Source organism: Pseudomonas sp. S3E12 (genome assembly GCF_001702295.1).
Classification (GTDB): domain Bacteria; phylum Pseudomonadota; class Gammaproteobacteria; order Pseudomonadales; family Pseudomonadaceae; genus Aquipseudomonas; species Aquipseudomonas marginalis.
In genome coordinates, this window is the sequence record NZ_MBDT01000003.1 from 47,029 (window position 1) to 65,723 (window position 18,695).

16 protein-coding genes are annotated in these 18,695 nt (G+C 63.5%); 12 read left to right on the plus strand and 4 right to left on the minus strand.

The window, feature by feature from the left end; translation table 11 throughout:
- The first annotated feature begins 1 nt into the window (after position 1).
- Both BB029_RS02195 and ptsP read left to right on the plus strand, forming a co-directional pair.
- Complete coding sequence (locus BB029_RS02195) at positions 2–481, plus strand: RNA pyrophosphohydrolase (protein WP_003176750.1); 480 nt, start codon at positions 2–4, stop codon at positions 479–481.
- A gap of 22 nt (positions 482–503) precedes the next feature.
- Positions 504–2,783 (plus strand): phosphoenolpyruvate--protein phosphotransferase, encoded by a 2,280-nt coding sequence (ptsP, locus tag BB029_RS02200; protein ID WP_065938083.1) that lies wholly within the window; start codon positions 504–506, stop codon positions 2,781–2,783.
- Between the two features lie 85 nt (positions 2,784–2,868).
- Here ptsP and BB029_RS02205 read toward each other — a convergent pair whose 3' ends face one another.
- A complete protein-coding gene (locus BB029_RS02205; RefSeq protein WP_065938084.1) occupies positions 2,869–3,615 on the minus strand; it encodes an NRDE family protein in 747 nt (248 codons plus the stop codon).
- A 121-nt stretch (positions 3,616–3,736) separates the two neighbouring features.
- On the opposite strand from BB029_RS02205, the gene BB029_RS02210 reads away from it, so the two are divergent.
- The 3 genes from BB029_RS02210 (at position 3,737) to BB029_RS02220 (ending at position 6,283) form a co-directional block, all read left to right on the plus strand.
- The gene (locus BB029_RS02210) at positions 3,737–4,519 is read left to right on the plus strand and encodes a sulfite exporter TauE/SafE family protein (protein ID WP_065938085.1); all 783 of its coding nucleotides are present in this window, start codon (positions 3,737–3,739) and stop codon (positions 4,517–4,519) included.
- Positions 4,520–4,584: 65 nt separating this feature from the next.
- Positions 4,585–5,397, plus strand: coding sequence for a prolipoprotein diacylglyceryl transferase (gene lgt / locus BB029_RS02215; RefSeq protein ID WP_027608428.1), 813 nt, complete (start codon positions 4,585–4,587; stop codon positions 5,395–5,397).
- Between the two features lie 52 nt (positions 5,398–5,449).
- Positions 5,450–6,283 (plus strand): thymidylate synthase, encoded by an 834-nt coding sequence (locus BB029_RS02220; RefSeq protein ID WP_027608429.1) that lies wholly within the window; start codon positions 5,450–5,452, stop codon positions 6,281–6,283.
- A gap of 133 nt (positions 6,284–6,416) precedes the next feature.
- Here the strand turns inward: BB029_RS02220 and cadR are convergent, their stop codons facing one another.
- Entirely contained in the window at positions 6,417–6,857 is a 441-nt protein-coding gene (gene cadR, locus BB029_RS02225; RefSeq protein ID WP_027606134.1) for a Cd(II)/Pb(II)-responsive transcriptional regulator, read from the minus strand.
- Between the two features lie 84 nt (positions 6,858–6,941).
- Here cadR and BB029_RS02230 point away from each other — a divergent pair, with 84 nt between their 5' ends.
- From BB029_RS02230 to BB029_RS02260, 7 genes are all read left to right on the plus strand, one after another.
- The gene (locus BB029_RS02230; protein ID WP_065938086.1) at positions 6,942–9,194 is read left to right on the plus strand and encodes a heavy metal translocating P-type ATPase; all 2,253 of its coding nucleotides are present in this window, start codon (positions 6,942–6,944) and stop codon (positions 9,192–9,194) included.
- A 16-nt stretch (positions 9,195–9,210) separates the two neighbouring features.
- Positions 9,211–10,074, plus strand: coding sequence for a LysR family transcriptional regulator (locus BB029_RS02235; RefSeq protein ID WP_065938087.1), 864 nt, complete (start codon positions 9,211–9,213; stop codon positions 10,072–10,074).
- Positions 10,075–10,320: 246 nt separating this feature from the next.
- The gene (locus BB029_RS02240) at positions 10,321–11,385 is read left to right on the plus strand and encodes a putative 2-aminoethylphosphonate ABC transporter ATP-binding protein (RefSeq protein ID WP_065938088.1); all 1,065 of its coding nucleotides are present in this window, start codon (positions 10,321–10,323) and stop codon (positions 11,383–11,385) included.
- 1 nt (position 11,386) lies between these two features.
- Entirely contained in the window at positions 11,387–13,093 is a 1,707-nt protein-coding gene (locus tag BB029_RS02245) for a putative 2-aminoethylphosphonate ABC transporter permease subunit (protein ID WP_065938089.1), read from the plus strand.
- A gap of 22 nt (positions 13,094–13,115) precedes the next feature.
- Positions 13,116–14,138: a putative 2-aminoethylphosphonate ABC transporter substrate-binding protein gene (locus tag BB029_RS02250; RefSeq protein WP_065938090.1), complete on the plus strand. Its 1,023-nt coding sequence runs from the start codon at positions 13,116–13,118 to the stop codon at positions 14,136–14,138.
- A gap of 125 nt (positions 14,139–14,263) precedes the next feature.
- The gene (locus tag BB029_RS02255; protein WP_065938091.1) at positions 14,264–15,397 is read left to right on the plus strand and encodes a TIGR03364 family FAD-dependent oxidoreductase; all 1,134 of its coding nucleotides are present in this window, start codon (positions 14,264–14,266) and stop codon (positions 15,395–15,397) included.
- Complete coding sequence (locus BB029_RS02260; RefSeq protein ID WP_065938092.1) at positions 15,397–15,951, plus strand: phosphonate degradation HD-domain oxygenase; 555 nt, start codon at positions 15,397–15,399, stop codon at positions 15,949–15,951. The genes BB029_RS02255 and BB029_RS02260 overlap by 1 nt, the downstream gene beginning before the upstream one ends.
- On the opposite strand, the gene BB029_RS02265 is transcribed toward BB029_RS02260, so the two are convergent.
- On the minus strand, positions 15,948–17,315 hold the full coding sequence (locus tag BB029_RS02265) for a DUF3482 domain-containing protein (protein WP_065938093.1): 1,368 nt from the start codon (positions 17,313–17,315) through the stop codon (positions 15,948–15,950). The genes BB029_RS02260 and BB029_RS02265 overlap by 4 nt on opposite strands.
- Positions 17,308–18,687: a DUF2868 domain-containing protein gene (locus BB029_RS02270; RefSeq protein ID WP_065938094.1), complete on the minus strand. Its 1,380-nt coding sequence runs from the start codon at positions 18,685–18,687 to the stop codon at positions 17,308–17,310. Before BB029_RS02270 ends, BB029_RS02265 begins: the two co-directional genes overlap by 8 nt.
- Positions 18,688–18,695 lie beyond the last annotated feature (8 nt).

Sequence of the window (18,695 nt, forward strand, 5' to 3'; positions counted from 1 at the left end):
CGTGATCGACCCCGATGGTTTCCGTCCTAATGTCGGGATTATTCTTACGAATGATGCCGGACAGGTGCTATGGGCTCGCCGAATCAACCAAGATGCCTGGCAGTTTCCTCAAGGCGGAATCAACCCCGACGAAACCCCTGAAGACGCCTTGTACCGTGAGTTGAATGAAGAAGTCGGCCTTGAGCGTGAAGATGTGCAGATTTTGGCCTGTACCCGGGGCTGGTTGCGCTATCGTTTGCCGCAACGCCTGGTGCGTACCCACAGCCAACCGCTGTGCATCGGCCAGAAGCAGAAATGGTTTCTCCTGCGCCTGATCTCCAACGAGCAGCGGGTGCGGATGGATTTGACCGGTAAACCGGAGTTCGATGGCTGGCGTTGGGTCAGTTATTGGTACCCGTTGGGCCAGGTGGTGACATTCAAGCGCGAGGTTTATCGTCGCGCTCTCAAAGAGCTTGCCCCGCGCCTTTTAGCGCGCGACTGACGACGGAGTTCGACCCCGAGCCATGCTCAATACGCTGCGCAAGATCGTCCAGGAAGTTAACTCCGCCAAGGATCTCAAGGCGGCGTTGGGGATTATTGTGTTGCGCGTCAAGGAAGCCATGGGCAGCCAGGTCTGCTCGGTTTACCTGCTGGACCCAGAGACCAACCGTTTTGTGCTGATGGCCACCGAGGGCTTGAACAAGCGCTCCATCGGCAAGGTCAGCATGGCGCCCAATGAAGGTCTGGTGGGCTTGGTGGGGACGCGTGAAGAACCCCTGAACCTTGAAAACGCGGCCGATCACCCGCGTTATCGCTACTTTGCCGAAACCGGCGAAGAGCGCTACGCCTCGTTCCTCGGCGCACCAATCATTCACCATCGCCGCGTCGTCGGCGTATTGGTCATCCAGCAAAAAGAACGTCGCCAGTTCGACGAGGGCGAAGAAGCCTTCCTCGTGACCATGAGCGCGCAGCTCGCCGGGGTTATCGCCCACGCCGAAGCCACCGGCTCGATTCGCGGCCTGGGGCGCCAGGGCAAGGGGATCCAGGAAGCCAAGTTCGTCGGCGTACCGGGTTCGCCGGGTGCGGCGGTCGGTACTGCCGTGGTCATGTTGCCGCCGGCCGACCTCGATGTGGTGCCGGACAAGCACGTCGACGACATCGACGCTGAAATCAAACTGTTCAAGACGGCCCTGGAAGGCGTGCGCGCCGACATGCGCAACCTGTCGACCAAGCTGGCCACCCAGCTGCGCCCCGAAGAGCGCGCGTTGTTCGACGTGTACCAGATGATGCTCGACGACGCGTCCCTCGGGAACGAAGTCAAGACCGTGATCAAGACCGGCCAGTGGGCCCAGGGCGCGCTGCGCCAGGTGGTCACCGATCACGTCAACCGTTTCGAATTGATGGACGACGCCTACCTGCGCGAACGGGCCTCGGATGTGCGTGACCTCGGTCGCCGTCTGCTGGCCTATCTGCAGGAAGACCGCACCACCAACCTGGTCTACCCCGACAACACCATCCTGATCAGTGAAGAACTGACCGCCACCATGCTCGGCGAAGTGCCCGAAGGCAAGTTGGTGGGCCTGGTCTCGGTCCTCGGTTCGGGTAACTCCCACGTCGCGATCCTGGCCCGGGCCATGGGCATTCCGACGGTGATGGGGCTGGTGGACCTGCCGTACTCCAAGGTCGACGGTATCGACATGATCGTCGATGGGCATCGCGGCGAGGTGTTTACCAACCCCAGCGAAGTCCTGCGCAAGCAATACGCCGAGGTGGTGGAAGAAGAGAAGCAACTGGCGCTCGGGCTCGATTCCTTGCGCGAACTGCCGTGCGTGACCCTCGACGGTCACCGTGTACCGCTGCTGGTCAACACCGGCCTGCTGGCCGATGTGGCCCGCGCGCAACAGCGCGGCGCCGAAGGGGTGGGGCTGTACCGCACCGAAGTGCCGTTCATGATCAACCAGCGTTTCCCGAGTGAGAAGGAGCAGCTGGCGATTTATCGCGAGCAACTGTCCGCCTTCCACCCGTTGCCGGTGACCATGCGCAGCCTGGACATCGGCGGCGACAAGTCCCTGTCGTATTTCCCGATCAAGGAAGACAACCCCTTCCTCGGCTGGCGTGGTATTCGCGTCACCCTCGACCACCCTGAAATCTTCCTGGTGCAGACCCGTGCCATGCTCAAGGCCAGCGAAGGCCTGAACAACCTGCGCATCCTGCTGCCGATGATCTCCGGCACCCATGAGCTGGAAGAGGCCTTGCACCTGATCCACCGCGCCTGGGGCGAAGTGCGCGACGAAGGCGCCGACGTACCGATGCCGCCGATTGGCGTGATGATTGAAATCCCGGCGGCGGTGTACCAAGCCAAGGAACTGGCGCGGCAGGTGGACTTCCTGTCCGTGGGCTCCAACGACCTGACCCAGTACCTGCTGGCCGTGGACCGTAACAACCCACGGGTGGCCGACCTCTACGACTACCTGCACCCGGCGGTGCTGCAAGCCTTGCAACACGTGGTGCGCGACGCCCATGCCGAGGGCAAGCCGGTGAGCATCTGCGGTGAAATGGCCGGTGACCCGGCGGCGGCGGTGCTGTTGATGGCGATGGGCTTTGACAGCCTGTCGATGAACGCCACCAACCTGCCGAAGGTAAAGTGGATGCTGCGCCAGGTTGAACTGAGCATGGCCAAGGATCTGCTGGCGGAGTTGATGACCATCGACAACCCGCAGGTTATCCACAGCTCGCTGCAATTGGCGCTGAAGAACCTGGGGCTGACGCGGATGATCAACCCGGCGTCTGCCAAGACCCTTTAATGGCGATACGCAGCCCCGCCCGTAGCAGCTGTCGAGCGCAAGCGAGGCTGCGTAGGGCGCGCTGCTGGGTAAGACGGCATCAGCGTCAGAACTTGAGTTCTACCTCTCCGAGCCGCCCACCATGCGGTCCAAAGCTGCGCTCCACCATCCGCCGCGTGCCATCGGCATTCACAATCAACGCCGTGCTCGCCCGTGTCCCATAACTGGGGCTGGCGATAAAGACACTCGACAGCAAACTCTCGGTCGCCAACCCCACGCCGGTATCCGGCAGTTCGGCAAACGGTGCAATCTGCGGATCGCTCAGAATCTCCAGTAGCGCTTCGGGCTGGGGATCGTTCAGCAACTCACTCAGCGCGGCTTTGGCCTTCAGCAGTTTTGGCCAAGGTGTATCCAGCCCTGCATTGGATAACCCATACACGCCCGCTTTCAACTGCGTCGGCTCGGTGTGATTGGCGTTGTAATGCCACAACTCTTCCCGCGTCCCCACCAGCAGGTTAAACCCGGCATATTCAATCGATCGGCCGTTAACGTCGGCCAAATACTGGTCAATCGGCAGCGAACCACTGAGAAACCGTGCCACCAGTTCCCCGCGGGACTTGCGTGCCGGCGGCTGGTGCGGATCACGGATATTGGTCAGGGCCGCAAACCGCCCATCGGCATTCACGCCCAGCCAGGTGCCGCCCGCTTCCTGATCGCGGCCGGCGTAGACTTCGGGCGCATCCGGCCACTGGGCCAGCGGCAGGCTGGGGCGGGCGTAGAACTCATCACGGTTGGCCGCGACGATCAGCGGCTGGGCATGGCCCGGCCGCCAGGCAAAAACAATCAGGCACATCAGGCGATTCCCGTTTGTGTTTTTTGCCACTCTACCCACACCGGCAGCGGCGTTCCATCGTATCCAGTTGGGTCGCATGCCTTCCATCCGTTAACATGCCGGACCTGGTTTGGGGGCTCCCATGGAATTTCTGCTGTATTTGCTGCTGGGCGCGTGCGCGGGCGTGCTCGCCGGGCTGTTTGGCGTGGGCGGCGGGATCATCATCGTGCCGGTGCTGGTGTTCAGCTTCACCCTGCAGGGCTTCGACCCGCAGGTGCTGACCCACCTGGCCGTGGGCACCTCCCTGGCGACGATCATCTTTACCTCGGTCAATGCCGTGCGTGAGCACCACCGACGTGGCGCGGTGCGTTGGCCGATCTTTGTCTGGATGACCGTGGGCATCCTGCTCGGCGCCGGCTTTGGTGCACTGACCGCCGAGGCGATTTCCGGCCCCCACTTGCAGAAGATCATCGGCGTATTCGCCCTGATCATCGCCGTGCAACTGGCCCTGGAGGTCAAGCCCAAGGCCAGTCGCACGGTGCCGGGCAAGCTCGGCCTGACGTTAGCCGGTACCGTGATCGGCTGGGCTTCGGCGATTTTCGGCATCGGCGGCGGCTCGCTGACCGTGCCGTTTTTGACCTGGCGCAGCGTGCCGATGCAACAGGCGGTGGCCACCTCGTCCGCCTGTGGCTTGCCGATTGCCCTGGCCAGTGCGTTAAGTTTCATGATTCTGGGCTGGCATGACCCGCTGTTGCCCGCTCATAGTCTAGGGTTCGTGTATTTGCCGGCGCTGCTGGGCATTGCCCTGACCAGCATGGTGTTTGCCCGTTTCGGCGCACGCCTGGCGCACCGGTTGTCGCCGCGCTTGCTCAAGCGGTTGTTCGCCGGCTTGCTGTTTTGTGTCGGTTTGAATTTTTTGCTGTAACGCAGGCTTAATCGCGTCCGGGCATGGTCCGGTCGCCATAACGAATGATTTAACGAGGAGTCGCAATGCTGCCTTACCCGCAGATCGACCCGGTGGCCCTGGCCATCGGTCCGCTGAAAATCCACTGGTACGGGTTGATGTACCTGATCGGCATCGGCGGTGCATGGCTGCTGGCCTCCCGGCGCCTGAACCGTTTCGACCCGACCTGGACCAAGGAGAAGCTCTCCGACATGGTGTTCTGGTTGTCGATGGGGGTGATCGTCGGCGGGCGCCTGGGGTATGTGCTGTTTTACGATCTCTCGGCCTACATCGCCAACCCGACGCTGATCTTCGAAGTGTGGAAAGGCGGCATGGCATTCCACGGTGGCTTTATCGGCGTAATGATCGCGGCCTGGTGGTTTGGCCGGCGCAACGGCAAGTCGTTCTTCCAACTGATGGACTTCGTCGCGCCGCTGGTACCGATCGGCCTGGGCGCCGGGCGTATCGGCAACTTCATCAACGCCGAGTTGTGGGGCAAGCCGACCGACGTGCCGTGGGCCATGGTGTTCCCGCCGTTCAGCGACCCGGCGCAACTGCCGCGCCATCCGTCGCAGCTGTACCAGTTCGCGTTGGAAGGCGTGGCACTGTTCCTTATCCTGTACCTCTTTTCGCGCAAACCGCGCCCGACCATGGCCGTTTCCGGCATGTTCGCGCTGTTCTACGGGATCTTCCGTTTCATCGTCGAGTTCGTGCGCGTGCCGGATGCCCAGCTGGGGTACCTGGCGTGGGGCTGGCTGACCATGGGACAAGTACTCAGCCTTCCGATGATCCTGGTCGGCCTGGGCCTGCTGTGGTGGGCGTACAATCGCCCGCAACCGCTGAAGCACACCGCGCTTTAAATTCGAATGCCGAGGCCCGCGAGGTCTCGGCTTCAACGATACGGGTAATGACATGAAGCAATATCTCGAACTACTGAACGACGTCGTGACCAATGGCCTGACCAAGGGCGACCGTACCGGCACCGGCACCAAGGCCGTGTTCGCCCGTCAGTATCGGCATAACTTGGCCGACGGCTTCCCGCTGCTGACCACCAAGAAGCTTCACTTCAAAAGCATCGCCAACGAACTGATCTGGATGTTGAGCGGCAACACCAACATCAAGTGGCTGAACGAAAACGGTGTGAAAATCTGGGACGAGTGGGCCACCGAAGACGGTGACCTGGGCCCGGTGTATGGTGAGCAGTGGACTGCATGGCCGACCAAGGATGGCGGCACGATCAACCAGATCGACTACATGGTGCACACGCTCAAGACCAACCCCAATAGCCGTCGCATCCTGTTCCACGGCTGGAACGTCGAATACCTGCCGGACGAAACCAAAAGCCCCCAGGAAAACGCGCGCAACGGCAAGCAAGCCCTGCCACCTTGCCACCTGCTGTACCAGGCGTTCGTGCATGACGGCCATCTGTCGATGCAGTTGTACATCCGCAGCTCCGACGTATTCCTCGGCCTGCCGTACAACACCGCCGCCCTGGCGCTGCTGACCCATATGCTGGCCCAGCAATGCGACCTGATCCCCCACGAGATAATCGTCACCACCGGCGACACCCATGCCTACAGCAACCACATGGAGCAGATCCGCACCCAGCTGGCGCGCACGCCGAAGAAGCTGCCGGAACTGGTGATCAAGCGTAAGCCCGAATCGATCTACGACTATAAATTCGAAGACTTCGAAATCGTAGGCTACGAGGCCGATCCAAGCATTAAAGCCGACGTCGCCATTTAAAAGGACTGTCTCGGTCAAAATGTGGGAGGGGGCTTGCCCCCGATAGCGGTGGATCAGTTAAGTGAAGAATGACTGACACACCGCCATCGGGGGCAAGCCCCCTCCCACATTTTGATTCGGTTACCAGGCTGAATTAATGCCCGTGGCTTCTGCCTACGTGTGAGGGCTCGGCCTCGCTGGCGGCCACACCGCCGTTGACTTCCAGCCGTTGCAAAATCCCGCAGTGGTCCCCGCCGCCACAGCGTTGGCGCAGGTCCAGCAACTGCTCCTGCAACGCCAGCAGCCCGTCAATCCGCGCTTTCACATGGTGGATATGCTCGTCGATCAACGCATTCACGTTTTCACACTGGTCCTGGGGGCTGTCCCGTAGCCCGAGCAGGCTGCGGATCTCTTCCAGGGTCATGTCGAGGCTGCGGCAGTTGCGGATGAAGATCAGCCGCTCGGTGTGCGCCTGGGTGTACACGCGGTAGTTGGCCTCGGTGCGTGCCGGGGGTGGCAGCAGGCCTTCCTTCTCGTAATAACGGATGGTTTCCACCGGACAGTCGGTCAGTTTGGCCAGTTCGCCGATCTTCATTGCAGCAATCTCCAAATGGGTGCTTGACCCTATAGTGGCTACAGGGTCTTTACTTGGCAACAGGCACCTTACGGACGCGACCTGATGAGCGACTCCATTCACACCCCGCACAAACACGACCACGACCATGATCATGGGCCGAAGAAACTCACCCCCGTGCACGATCACGGCCATGGCGGTTCCTGCTGTTCCGGCACGCCCGCGCCTGTGCTGGTGCAGTTGAGCGAGGCGCCCACCGCCGGCTCGCGCCTGAGTACCTTCCGCATCGAAGCCATGGACTGCCCCACCGAGCAGACGCTGATCCAGAACAAACTGGGCAAGCTGGCCGGCGTGCAGCAGCTGGAATTCAACCTGATCAACCGCATCCTCGGCGTCACCCATGACCTGCCGAGTACCGCGCCGATCATCGATGCGATCAAATCCCTGGGTATGCAGGCCGATCCGATCGTGGAGGGCACCCCGGCCGCCGAGCCGCCCGCCAAGAAGCATTGGTGGCCGCTGGCGTTGTCCGGTGTGGGGGCGTTGGGCGCCGAAGTACTGCACTTCACCAATGCCGCGCCCACTTGGGTGATTGCGCTGGTAGCGCTGGTGTCGATCCTCAGCGGCGGCCTCACCACTTACAAGAAGGGCTGGATCGCCCTGAAAAACCTCAACCTGAACATCAACGCCTTGATGAGCATCGCGGTCACTGGCGCGGTCCTGATCGGCCAGTGGCCGGAAGCGGCCATGGTGATGTTCCTGTTTACCGTGGCCGAGCTGATCGAAGCCAAGTCCCTGGACCGTGCGCGCAATGCCATCAGTGGCTTGATGCAGATGACACCGGAACAGGCCACGGTTCGGCAGGCTGATGGAAGCTGGGTCGAAATGGAGGTCAAAAGCATTGAGCTGGACGCAATCGTGCGGGTAAAACCCGGCGAGCGTATCGGCCTTGACGGCGAAGTCACCGCCGGCCAGTCCACCATCGACCAGGCGCCGATCACCGGTGAAAGCCTGCCGATTGAAAAGACCGTGGGCGATAAAGTCTTCGCCGGCACCATCAACCAGGCCGGTTCCCTGGAGTACAAGGTCACGGCGGCTGCCAACAACTCCACCCTGGCCCGCATCATCCACGCGGTGGAGCAGGCCCAGGGCGCGCGGGCACCGACCCAGCGGTTCGTCGACAGCTTCTCGAAAATCTACACCCCGGCCGTATTCCTGTTCGCCCTGGGTGTGGCGCTGATCCCGCCGCTGTTCATGGCCGGCGCCTGGTTCGACTGGATCTACCGCGCCCTGGTGCTGCTGGTAGTGGCGTGCCCGTGCGCGCTGGTGATCTCCACCCCGGTGACCATTGTCAGCGGCCTGGCGGCTGCGGCGCGCAAAGGCATCCTGATCAAGGGCGGTGTGTACCTGGAGGGCGGTTACAAGCTTGACTACCTGGCCCTCGACAAGACCGGCACGATTACCCACGGCAAGCCGGTGCAAACCGATTACCTGGCACTGTTCCCCACTGTCGAAGACAGCGCCCCGGCCCTGGCCGCCAGTTTGGCCGGGCGCTCCGATCATCCGGTGTCCCTGGCGATTGCCAATGCGGCTGTGGATAAAAACCTGCCGGTGCACGTTGTGGATAACTTCGAAGCCCTGGCCGGTCGCGGTGTGCGCGGCGACATCAATGGCCAGACCTACCACTTGGGCAACCACCGCCTGGTGGAAGACCTTGGCCTGTGTTCGCCGGAGCTGGAGGAAAAACTGTTCGCCCTGGAAAAACAGGGCAAGTCCGTGGTGCTGTTGCTCGACAAGTCCGGCCCGCTGGCGCTGTTCGCCGTGGCCGACACGGTCAAGGACAGCAGCCGCGAAGCCATCCAGCAACTGCATGAGCTGGGCATCAAGACCTTGATGCTCACCGGCGACAACACCCACACCGCCCAGGCGATTGCGGCCCAGGTCGGCATCGATCAGGCCCAGGGCGACCTGTTGCCCACCGACAAGCTGCACGCCATCGAAACCCTCTACGGCCAAGGCCACCGGGTGGGCATGGTCGGCGACGGCATCAACGACGCCCCGGCCCTGGCGCGCGCCGAGATTGGCTTTGCCATGGCCGCGGCAGGCACCGACACCGCTATCGAGACGGCCGACGTGGCCTTGATGGACGATGATTTGCGCAAGATTCCGGCATTCATTCGTTTGTCGCGGCAAACGTCGAGTATCCTCAAGCAGAACATCACCCTGGCCCTGGTGATCAAGGCGATCTTCCTGGTGGTCACGTTCCTGGGCATGGCGACCATGTGGATGGCGGTGTTCGCCGACATGGGCGTGGCCCTGCTGGTGGTGTTCAATGGCCTGCGCCTGTTGCGCAAATAGAGGATGAGAGGGTGGTGTGCTGAGTGCCGAGTTGAAGGCGTTTTTTATGGTCGCCCGCCTGGGCAGTATTACCCAGGCGGCGAAAAAACTCGGCCTGAGCCAGCCCACCGTTACCACCCAGATTCGCAACCTGGAAAGCCAGTACGGCGTTGAGTTGTTCTACCGTGGCGGGCGCCGCCTCACCGTCAGCGACGAGGGCGCGCGCCTGCTGCCGATGGTCAAGACGCTGCTGCAGCAGGAAGCGGACATCGAGTTTTTCCTGCGCAACAGCGGCCAGGTCCAGGGTGCGCTGAGGATTGCCGCCACGGCGCCGTACTACATCCTCGACCTGGTCAAAGCCTTTCGCGAACGCCTGCCGCAGGTGGAGGTGTCGGTGGAAATCGGCAACTCCCAGCAGGTGCTTGAAGCCTTGGATGACTACCGCGTCGATGTCGCTGCGTCCTCACAGTTGCTCGAAGACCCGCGCCTGATCCGTCGTGTACTGGGCACCGACCCGTTGGTGCTGGCGGTACACCGCAACCACCCACTGGCCAAGCTCGACCATGTGCCCCTCAGTGCCTTGGCCGGGCATACGTTGTTGATGCGTGAAGCCGGCTCCACCACGCGGCGGCTCACGGAAGAGATGCTGCAAGGCGCCGGCGTGAGCTACGGGCCGCTGCTGGAAATCGGCAGCCGTGAATCGATCCGCGAAGCGGTGTTGCGCAATATCGGCATCAGCATCATCGCCCGCCAGGAAGTGCCCCATGACCCACAGTTGCGGGTGTTGACCATCGAGAACGCGCCGCAGATTCCCGAGTACCTGTACTGCCTCAAGGAAAGAAAAGGCGCTCGTCTGCCGGCGGCGTTTCTGGGGTTGGCGCAGGAAATGTCGCCGATCTAAAGCCTTGTAGTGGCTTTGGGGACCAATCGGGAGCAAGCCCCCTCCCACAGGTGACCGCATTTCCATGTTGGAACTCGGTCAAGTGTGGGAGGGGGCTTGCTCCCGATTGCGGTAGACCAGGCAGCTCACCGCTAAGCGTCCTACACAAATCTGCGAATACCACTATCGCCGCCTTTTGCCTTTCTGCCACAAGAGGGACGCATTGCCTGCCTAGCATGGCCTTCATCAGTTTGATGAGGTGCCACCATGAACACAGCCCTGACCCAACCCGGCGCGCCGATGAACGTGCGCGGTATCCAGAAACGCTTCGGCGCCTTTACGGCGTTGGACAATGTGTCCCTGGACGTGGCTGCCGGCGAGCTGGTGTGCCTGCTCGGCCCTTCCGGCTGCGGCAAGACCACGTTGCTGCGCTGCATCGCCGGCCTGGAACGCCAGGACAGCGGCGAACTTTACCTGGGTGATCGAGATGTTTCCCTGCTGCCGCCCCAGGCGCGGGACTACGGCATTCTGTTCCAGTCCTACGCGCTGTTTCCCAATCTCACCGTCGAAGCGAACATCGGCTACGGCCTCACCGGCAGCGGTCGCGATGAAGTGCGCCAGCGCGTCGGACAGATGCTTGAACTGGTGGGGCTGCTTGGCAGTGAAAAGAAGTACCCCGGCCAACTCTCCGGCGGCCAACAGCAGCGGGTTGCCCTGGCCCGTGCCCTGGCACCGGCGCCGTCATTGCTGTTGCTGGATGAGCCGATGTCGGCCCTCGACGCCCGCGTGCGCGAGCATCTGTGCACTGAGCTGCGCCAGCTGCAACGGCGCCTGGGTATCACCACCCTGATGGTCACCCACAACCAGGACGAAGCCATGTTGATGGCCGACCGCATCGCCGTGATGAACAACGGCAAGGTCGAGCAATACGCCACGCCCCAGGAAATCTACGACCGCCCGGCCACGCCGTTTGTGGCGGAGTTTGTCGGCCAGGGGAACTGGCTGCCGTTCAGTCGCAACAGTGCCAGCCATGCCCAGGTCGGCGGGATGAACATGCGCCTGGCCGAGGATGCCGGCGTGGCCAGGTCCGGCCGGCTGTTCTGTCGCCCGGAAGCGATCAGCGTCAACCCGGCGGTGCATGAGGAGAACCTGTTCCCGGCCAAGGTCCGCGAGATCACCTTCCTGGGCAACCGCTGCCGCATGAGCTTTGAGCTGGAGCAACTGCCCGGCCATCCGCTGCTTGCCGAGCTGGCCCCGGAAGCCATGCCGCGCCTGGGCGCCCAGGACATCTGGGTAGCCTTGCCGCCGCGCAGCCTGCAGGTGTTTGCCTGAGATGGCCGCGGTCATGACTCTGGCGCGTCAAGCGTCACGCGCCGAAATCGGCGACCGTATTTTCGTGGTCGGCGGCAAACTGCTCTGGCTGGTGCTGCTGGGCATCGCCGTATTGCTGCCACTGCTGGCGATCTTCTGGCGCGGTTTCAGCAGCGAGGCCGGGCAGGGCGGTGGCCTGGTGGCCGCACGGGCGTTGGTCACCAGCGCCAACTTCCACTGGCTGCTGGGCAATAGCCTGAAAGTCTCCCTCAGCGTGGCGGCCATCGTCGTACCGCTGGCCTACCTGTTTGCCTACGCCCTGCAACGTACGTTGATACCCGGCAAGGCCCTCTGGCGCGGTATGTCGCTGCTGCCGTTGATGGCGCCGTCGATGCTGCCGGGGATTGCACTGGTCTACCTGTTCGGTAACCAGGGCCTGTTGCGCGGGCTGTTCTCGGACAACATCTACGGCTTCTGGGGCATTGTCCTCGGTGAGGTGATCTACACCTTCCCACATGCCCTGATGATTTTGCTGTCGGCGCTGTCCCTGGCCGATGCGCGCTTGTTCGATGCGGCCTCGAGCATGGGCGCCAGCCCTGCCCGGGCGTTCCGCAGCATCACCTGGCCGGCCACGCGCCAGGCGGTGTTTGCTGCGTTCTGCCTGGTGTTCACCCTGACCATCACGGATTTCGGCGTGCCCGTGGTGGTGGGTGGGGATTACCAAGTGCTGGCGCTGGAAGCCTACAAGGCGGTGGTCGGCCAGCAACAGTTCGGTCGCGGTGCGTTGATCGGCATGGTGTTGCTGCTGCCGGCGCTGTTCAGCTTTGGCGTCGACGCCTGGTTGCGCCGTCGCCACGGCGATGCCATGAGTGGCCGCGCCCAGGTCTTCCAGCCGGCGCCGTCGCGCCTGAGGGATAGCGCCTATCTGCTTATCGTGCTGCTCATCAGTGCCGTGTTGCTGGTGGTGTTCGGCATGGCGGTGTACTCCTCGCTGGTGAAATTCTGGCCGTACAACCTGTCGCTGTCGTTCAGCCACTACCAGTTCGAAGACACGGCCGGCGGCGGTTGGCTGGCCTATCGCAACAGCTTGACCCTGGCGTTGTGCACGGCATTGATCGGCAGCGTATTGATCTTCACCGGCGCCTACCTGATGGAAAAGACCAAGGGCCAGAAGGGCCTGAACCTGGCGCTGCGCATGCTCAGCTTTGTGCCGATGGCCGTGCCGGGGTTGGTGCTGGGCCTGGGCTACGTGTTCTTTTTCAACCTGAGCGGCAACCCGCTGCATGTGTTCTACGGCACCATGACCCTGCTGGTGGTGTGCACCATTGCTCACTATTTGACCACCGCACAGATGACCGCCACCACCGCGCTGCGCCAGCTGGACGCCGAGTTCGAAGCGGCGGCGCTGTCGCTCAAGGCGCCGCTGTATCGCCATTACTTGAAAGTCACGGTGCCGATCTGCCTGCCGGCGCTGCTGGACATCGTGCGCTACCTGTTTGTGTCGGCGATGACCACCGTGTCCGCCGCGATCTTCCTCTACAGCCCCGACACCATCCTCGCCGCCGTCGCCGTGTTGAACATGGACGATGCCGGCAATGTGGGCGGCGCGGCGGCCATGTCGACCCTGATCCTGTTCACCTCAGGCAGCGTTTCGCTGCTGCTGGCGTGGGCTTCACGTGGCGCCTTGCGCCGCTCCCAAGCCTGGCGCCAGACCGCGCCCGGCCAATAACCATCCCTGAAGGAGGTGCTCCATGTTCAAGCCCCTGGCGCTGGTCGCTGCCGTACTCACTGCATTCAGCCTGAATGCCTTCGCCAAGACCGAGTTGACCGTGTACACGGCCCTTGAAGCCGAGCAGTTGAAGACCTACAAAAAAGCCTTCGAACAGGCCAATCCCGACGTCGAGATCAAATGGGTCCGCGACTCCACCGGCATCATTACCGCCAAGCTGCTGGCCGAAAAAGACCGCCCGCAGGCCGATGTGGTATGGGGCCTGGCCGCGTCGAGCCTGGCGATCCTCGATCAGCAAGGCATGCTCGATAACTACGCGCCGAAGGACCTGGACAAGATCGGCAAGAATTACCGTGACGCCGCCAACCCACCGGCCTGGGTCGGCATGGATGTGTGGGCGGCAACCATTTGCTTCAACACGGTCGAAGCCGAAAAGCAGGGCCTGACCAAGCCGGTGAGCTGGCAAGACCTGACCAAGCCCGAGTACAAGGGCAAGATCGTGATGCCCAACCCGGCCTCGTCCGGCACCGGCTTCCTGGATGTGAGCGCGTGGCTGCAAACCTTCGGCGAGAAGCAGGGCTGGCAGTACATGGACGACTTGCACCAGAACATCGGCCAGTACGTTCACTCCGGTTCCAAGCCGTGCAAGCTGGCGGCTTCCGGTGAGTTCCCGATTGGTATTTCCTTTGAGTATCCGGCCGTGCAGCTGAAGCGCCAGGGCGCGCCGCTGGACATCATCCTGCCGAAGGAAGGCCTGGGCTGGGACATCGAAGCCACCGCCGTGATCAAGGGCACCGCCCATGCGGACGCCGCCAGAAAGCTCGCGGATTTCTCCGCCAGTACAGCGGCAATGGACCTGTACAAGGACAACTTCGCCGTGCTCGCCCAGCCGGGGATCGCCAAGCCGCAGACCGAATTGCCGGCCGACTACGAGCAGCGGTTGATCAAGAACGACTTCGGCTGGGCCTCGAAAAACCGCGACAGCATCCTGGCTGAGTGGCGCAAGCGCTATGACGGCAAGTCGGAGAAGGTGGCGGGGCAGTAAGGTTTTCGTTAGGGCTACTGGCCTCATCGGGAGCAAGCCCCCTCCCACACTTGACTGCATTCACAAATCGAAATGTGGGAGGGGGCTTGCCCCCGATAGCGGTCTTGAAAACAGGACATCACTAAATGACACACCACAGCGACCTGCTCATCATCGGCGCCGGCATCCTCGGCCTGTCCCACGCCTACGCCGCCGCCAGGCGCGGGCTCAAGGTCAAGGTGTTCGAGCGCAGCGCCACACCCCTGGGCGCCTCGGTACGCAACTTCGGCCAGGCCCTGGTCACCGGTCAGCCGCCGGGGCCGATGCTTGAGCTGGCACGGCAAAGCCGTGATATCTGGGGGCAATGGGCTCGGGTTGCCGGCCTGCAGCTCAAGCGCAACGGCTCGTACCTGTTCGCCCGCACCGAAGCCGAAGAGCATCTGCTGGAAGCCTTCTGCGCCGGCCGCGCGCGTGAACACGGCTATAACGTCGACCTGTTGCAAGGCGCGGCGTTGAAGGATCTGTATGGCGGCCAGTTCCGCCATCACCGCGCCGCGCTGCATGGCCGGGACGACCAGCAACTGTATTCGCGCGAGGCGATACCAGTGCTGATCCACTACCTGAGCCAGCAACTGGGTGTGGAATTTTACTTCTCCACCCTGGTGCGCGATGTCGAACCGGGCCAGGTGCACAGCACGGCGGGCAGTTTTCGTGGCGAGCAGGTTATCGTCTGTTCCGGCCACGATTATCAAACCCTGTTGGCCGAGGCGATCGCCGAACTCAACCCGCAGATCTGCCGCCTGCAAATGCTGCGCGCCCGGCCTGCACTCAACCTCAACCTGCAACACGCGTTGCTCACCGGCCTCAGTTGCGTGCACTACGGCGCCTTTGCCGACCTGCCTGAAGCCGCGCCGGTACAGGCACAAATCCTGCGCGAGGCGCCGCACCTGCATGCACACGGGATTCACCTGCTGATCAGCCCGACGCCCCATGGCGAACTGATCATCGGCGACTCCCACGACTACGGCAGCGATGCCTCGCCGTTCAATGCCGAGCAGGTGGATGACTGGATGATCGAGTTGGCCGAACAGACCTTGGGTTGCAAGATCCAGGTGGTGGAGCGCTGGCAGGGCGTCTACGGTGCCAGGGGCCCGGCGCCGTTTTCATTTGTGCAGGCCGCACCTGGCGTGAGCGCCGCCTTGATGCACACAGGAGTGGGCATGAGCGTGGGGCCGGCGATGGCCGAGCGCAATATCACAACCCTGTGGGGAGACGCGTGATGAACCCGGAACGGGCGATTGCCGAAGTCTTTGCTTTGTACGAGCAGCACGGCACGGCGGATTACATCGGCGAGCCGGTGTCGCAGATCGAGCACATGTCCCAGGCCGCGCAGTTGGCCATGGCCGAAGGCTTCGATGATGAAGTGGTGCTGGCGGCGTTTTTCCACGATATCGGCCATCTGTGCGGCCAGGGTGGCGAGAACATGGGCGGTTATGGCGTGGCCAGCCATGAACGGTTGGGCGCGGATTATTTGCGTCGCGCAGGCTTCAGTGAGCGCCTGGCCAGGCTGGTGGAGTACCACGTCCAGGCCAAGCGCTACCTGACGTTCAGCCGGCCGGACTACTACGCATGCTTGAGCGAGGCGAGCCGCCGCACCCTGGGTTACCAGGGCGGCGTGATGACGGCCGAGGAGGCTCGGGCGTTTGAGCAAGACCCGCTGTGCCATATCAGCCTGCGCCTGCGCCACTGGGACGAACAGGCCAAGCAAATGCACGTGCCGGTGCTCGACCTGCAAGTGCTCAAGGCCAAGGCCCGGCAGCTGCTGGCGGCTTAAGTCTCGTCGAGGCGCTGGGCCAGGGCTTCGACCTGTTCCTGGCGTTCGGCCTGGCTCAGTCTGGCCTGGGAGTTGAGGGACGACCATTGCGGGTGGGCCCGGGCCTTGTGCAACGCGTCCGGCAATTTGCCTTCGCGCCAGGTCTTGTCCTGGGGCGTATCGACCTTGATGCTGTGCATCGCCGCATGGCCACGCAGGTTCAGGGCCTTGAGCAACTGGCGCTGGCGCAGGGCGAGCAGGCGCAGCACGCTGTCATCCACGGTCAGCTCGCGCTGGCCCTTGATCTTGCCCAGCAGGCGGCTGCCGTAGCTGCGTGCGGTCTGCAACGCGCCACCGGCGATGGCGCCCGCCAGGGCGGCGGCGCCGAGGGTCAGCCCGCCGACCAGCAGGTCCACACCGGCTCCGGCCGCTGCGCCTGCGGCGATGCCACCGCCGACGCGCACGCCGAGTTGCTTGAGGGTTTCCGGGTTGAACAGGTCATCACCCCAGCGGCCGTCGAGCAACGGCAAATCGCTGGCGGCGGCGTCCTGGGGGCGGAAGCCGAACAGCTTGAGCAGGGCCTCCACGCATTTTTGTTCGCGCTGACGCACCGCCTTGCGCACATCGCTGATGGCTTGTTGCTCATCTTCAGTCACCACGCTGCGTCGGCACGCGGCGCAGTCGATCAGCAATTCGGCAATCAACCGCGCGGCGCTCTGTTGACGGGCCTGGCGTTGGGCTTCCTGGTCGAGGATCAGGCGCTGCAACTGCGGCCGGGCGTTTTCCAGCAGCAGGGCGAGGCTTTCATACAGTCGGCGTTCGCCGTCTTCCGGCGGCGCGACGCTGTCGAAACGCACCAGCGCATGCAGGCCCAGGCGTGCCAGGGCTTCACGCCAGTCCGGCTCGCGGTGGTCGCTGCTGCTGACGAAGTTGAGCACCGGCAGCAACGGTTTGCCGCAACTGGCCAGCACTTGCAGCTCATCACGGTACTTGGCCAGCACCGGCTCGCGAGCGTCGATCACATACAGGCCGGCGTCCGAGGCCAGCAGTTGGCGCAGCACCTTGGCTTCCTGTTCGAAACGCTGGCGGGCTTCGCTGCCTTCCAGGAACCGCGCCAGGCGGGCCGGGCCGTCCAAGCGTTCGCCGGGGCGATCCAGGCGTTCCAGGTAGTCGAGCAGGGCGATAGCATCTTCCAGGCCGGGCGTGTCGTACAGCTCCAGCAAGGCTTCGCCGTCGACCGACAAGCGCGCACCTTCGACATGCCGCGTGGTGCTGGGGCGATGGGAGACTTCGCCGAACCCGACGTCACGGGTGAGGGTACGCAGCAACGAGGTCTTGCCGACGTTGGTGTGGCCGACCACCGCGAGTTTCAGTGGCTTAGTCATGACCGGTCTCCAGCCAGTTCAACGGCGCGCAATCGGCGAACGGCAGCTCCAGTTGTTGCAGCGCGCTGTGCCAGTCGCCCAGGCGCTCGGCATCCAGCGCCTGGCCGGGCGGGGCTTGCAACAGCCATACGCGAGTGGCGGCGGCGCTGCGTGCGAGTTCGGCGATCAGCGCCAGGCTGCCGCGGTCCGGCGAGCGGCGCGGGTCGCAGGCGATGGCCAGGCGCGCGGGCGGGAAGCGGCTGAGTTGCTCCAGGAGCTTGTTGCGCGATTCGCGGCTGTCGAGGATGCCGGCGTTCTTAACCTTCGCCGGCAACTTGGGCGGCCAGGGATGTTGATCGTCCAGTTCGATGGCGACGAGCAAGGCGCCGTCGCTGTCCAGCGCACTGACGCCGCCTGTGACGGGGTGCAGCTGTTCCGGCGCGGCGTCGTTGACGCCAAGGCGCTCGCTGCTGGGCATCAGGCGTTCGCGCAGTGGGCTGTAGCCGGGCAGGTTGAGGTCCAGGTGCAGGGCGGCGCGCCCGCGTTTCCAGCGCCACAGGCACAGCAGGGCGAGGATCAAGCGGGGCAGCAGGCCGTAGACCAGCAATACCCCGACCAGCCAGGCGGCCCACGCCTGGCGGGCGCTTTCGATGTTCAGGGCGGAATCGCCGCTGGCGCGGATCATCTCGACGGTCGGTACGTTGAAGCCCAGCAGGGCGGGCAGGGTGCCGAGGGCCTGGGTCACGGCGACGAAGGTGTCGGCGCCGAGGATAGTGGTTTCCCACACAAAGCCGTAACGGCGGGTGGCGAGCAGCGTCAGCAGAATCACCAGCGCGCTGAGCAGCGCCAGCAACCACAGGCTGTTGACCAGCACCCCGACCGCCCAGCGATTGAGTTTCTGCCGTTGCAGCAACAGCAGCAACGCCGGGGCCAACTGAGCGGCCTTGGCATCGCGCGCAAGCTTTTCACTGAGCCACAGCCACAGCCGCCCGAGACTGGCGCCGTGCTCGCCGGCAAACAGCAGCCCCAACGCCCAGCTCAACAGCAGGATCAGGTTCAGGCCGAGCAGGCTGCCCAGGGCCCAGAACACATTCACCGGGGTCAAGCCGTTGCCCAGCGCTGCAAAGGCCAGGCCCGCGCCGCTGATGACAGCCACCACCGCCAGCAGCACCAGGGCCAGGCGTGCGCCTTGCAGCCAGCGCGTGAGGGCGGCGGTCAGGCCATCGCGCTCGGCCAGGTGCAGGGCGCGCTGCTGGATGCGCGTCGGCAGATCGCCGCCCGCCGTGCGCGCGAGGCGATTGGCTTCCTGGTCTTCCAGGGGGCCGGCGTGTTCTTCACGCAGGCGCACGGTTTCCGTCAGCCAGAGTTTTTGCAGGGGGGTCAGTGCGGTCACGCGTCTTC

Bases quoted from the DNA above. Each gene is read 5' to 3' on its own strand.
- ptsP (WP_065938083.1), top strand. From the start codon at position 504: ATGCTCAATACGCTGCGCAAGATCGTCCAGGAAGTTAACTCCGCCAAG.
- BB029_RS02265 (WP_065938093.1), bottom strand. From the start codon at position 17,315: ATGACTAAGCCACTGAAACTCGCGGTGGTCGGCCACACCAACGTCGGC.
- BB029_RS02210 (WP_065938085.1), top strand. From the start codon at position 3,737: ATGGAATTTCTGCTGTATTTGCTGCTGGGCGCGTGCGCGGGCGTGCTC.
- lgt (WP_027608428.1), top strand. From the start codon at position 4,585: ATGCTGCCTTACCCGCAGATCGACCCGGTGGCCCTGGCCATCGGTCCG.
- BB029_RS02220 (WP_027608429.1), top strand. From the start codon at position 5,450: ATGAAGCAATATCTCGAACTACTGAACGACGTCGTGACCAATGGCCTG.
- BB029_RS02230 (WP_065938086.1), top strand. From the start codon at position 6,942: ATGAGCGACTCCATTCACACCCCGCACAAACACGACCACGACCATGAT.
- BB029_RS02255 (WP_065938091.1), top strand. From the start codon at position 14,264: ATGACACACCACAGCGACCTGCTCATCATCGGCGCCGGCATCCTCGGC.
- BB029_RS02245 (WP_065938089.1), top strand. From the start codon at position 11,387: ATGGCCGCGGTCATGACTCTGGCGCGTCAAGCGTCACGCGCCGAAATC.
- BB029_RS02250 (WP_065938090.1), top strand. From the start codon at position 13,116: ATGTTCAAGCCCCTGGCGCTGGTCGCTGCCGTACTCACTGCATTCAGC.
- BB029_RS02240 (WP_065938088.1), top strand. From the start codon at position 10,321: ATGAACACAGCCCTGACCCAACCCGGCGCGCCGATGAACGTGCGCGGT.
- BB029_RS02205 (WP_065938084.1), bottom strand. From the start codon at position 3,615: ATGTGCCTGATTGTTTTTGCCTGGCGGCCGGGCCATGCCCAGCCGCTG.
- BB029_RS02260 (WP_065938092.1), top strand. From the start codon at position 15,397: ATGAACCCGGAACGGGCGATTGCCGAAGTCTTTGCTTTGTACGAGCAG.
- cadR (WP_027606134.1), bottom strand. From the start codon at position 6,857: ATGAAGATCGGCGAACTGGCCAAACTGACCGACTGTCCGGTGGAAACC.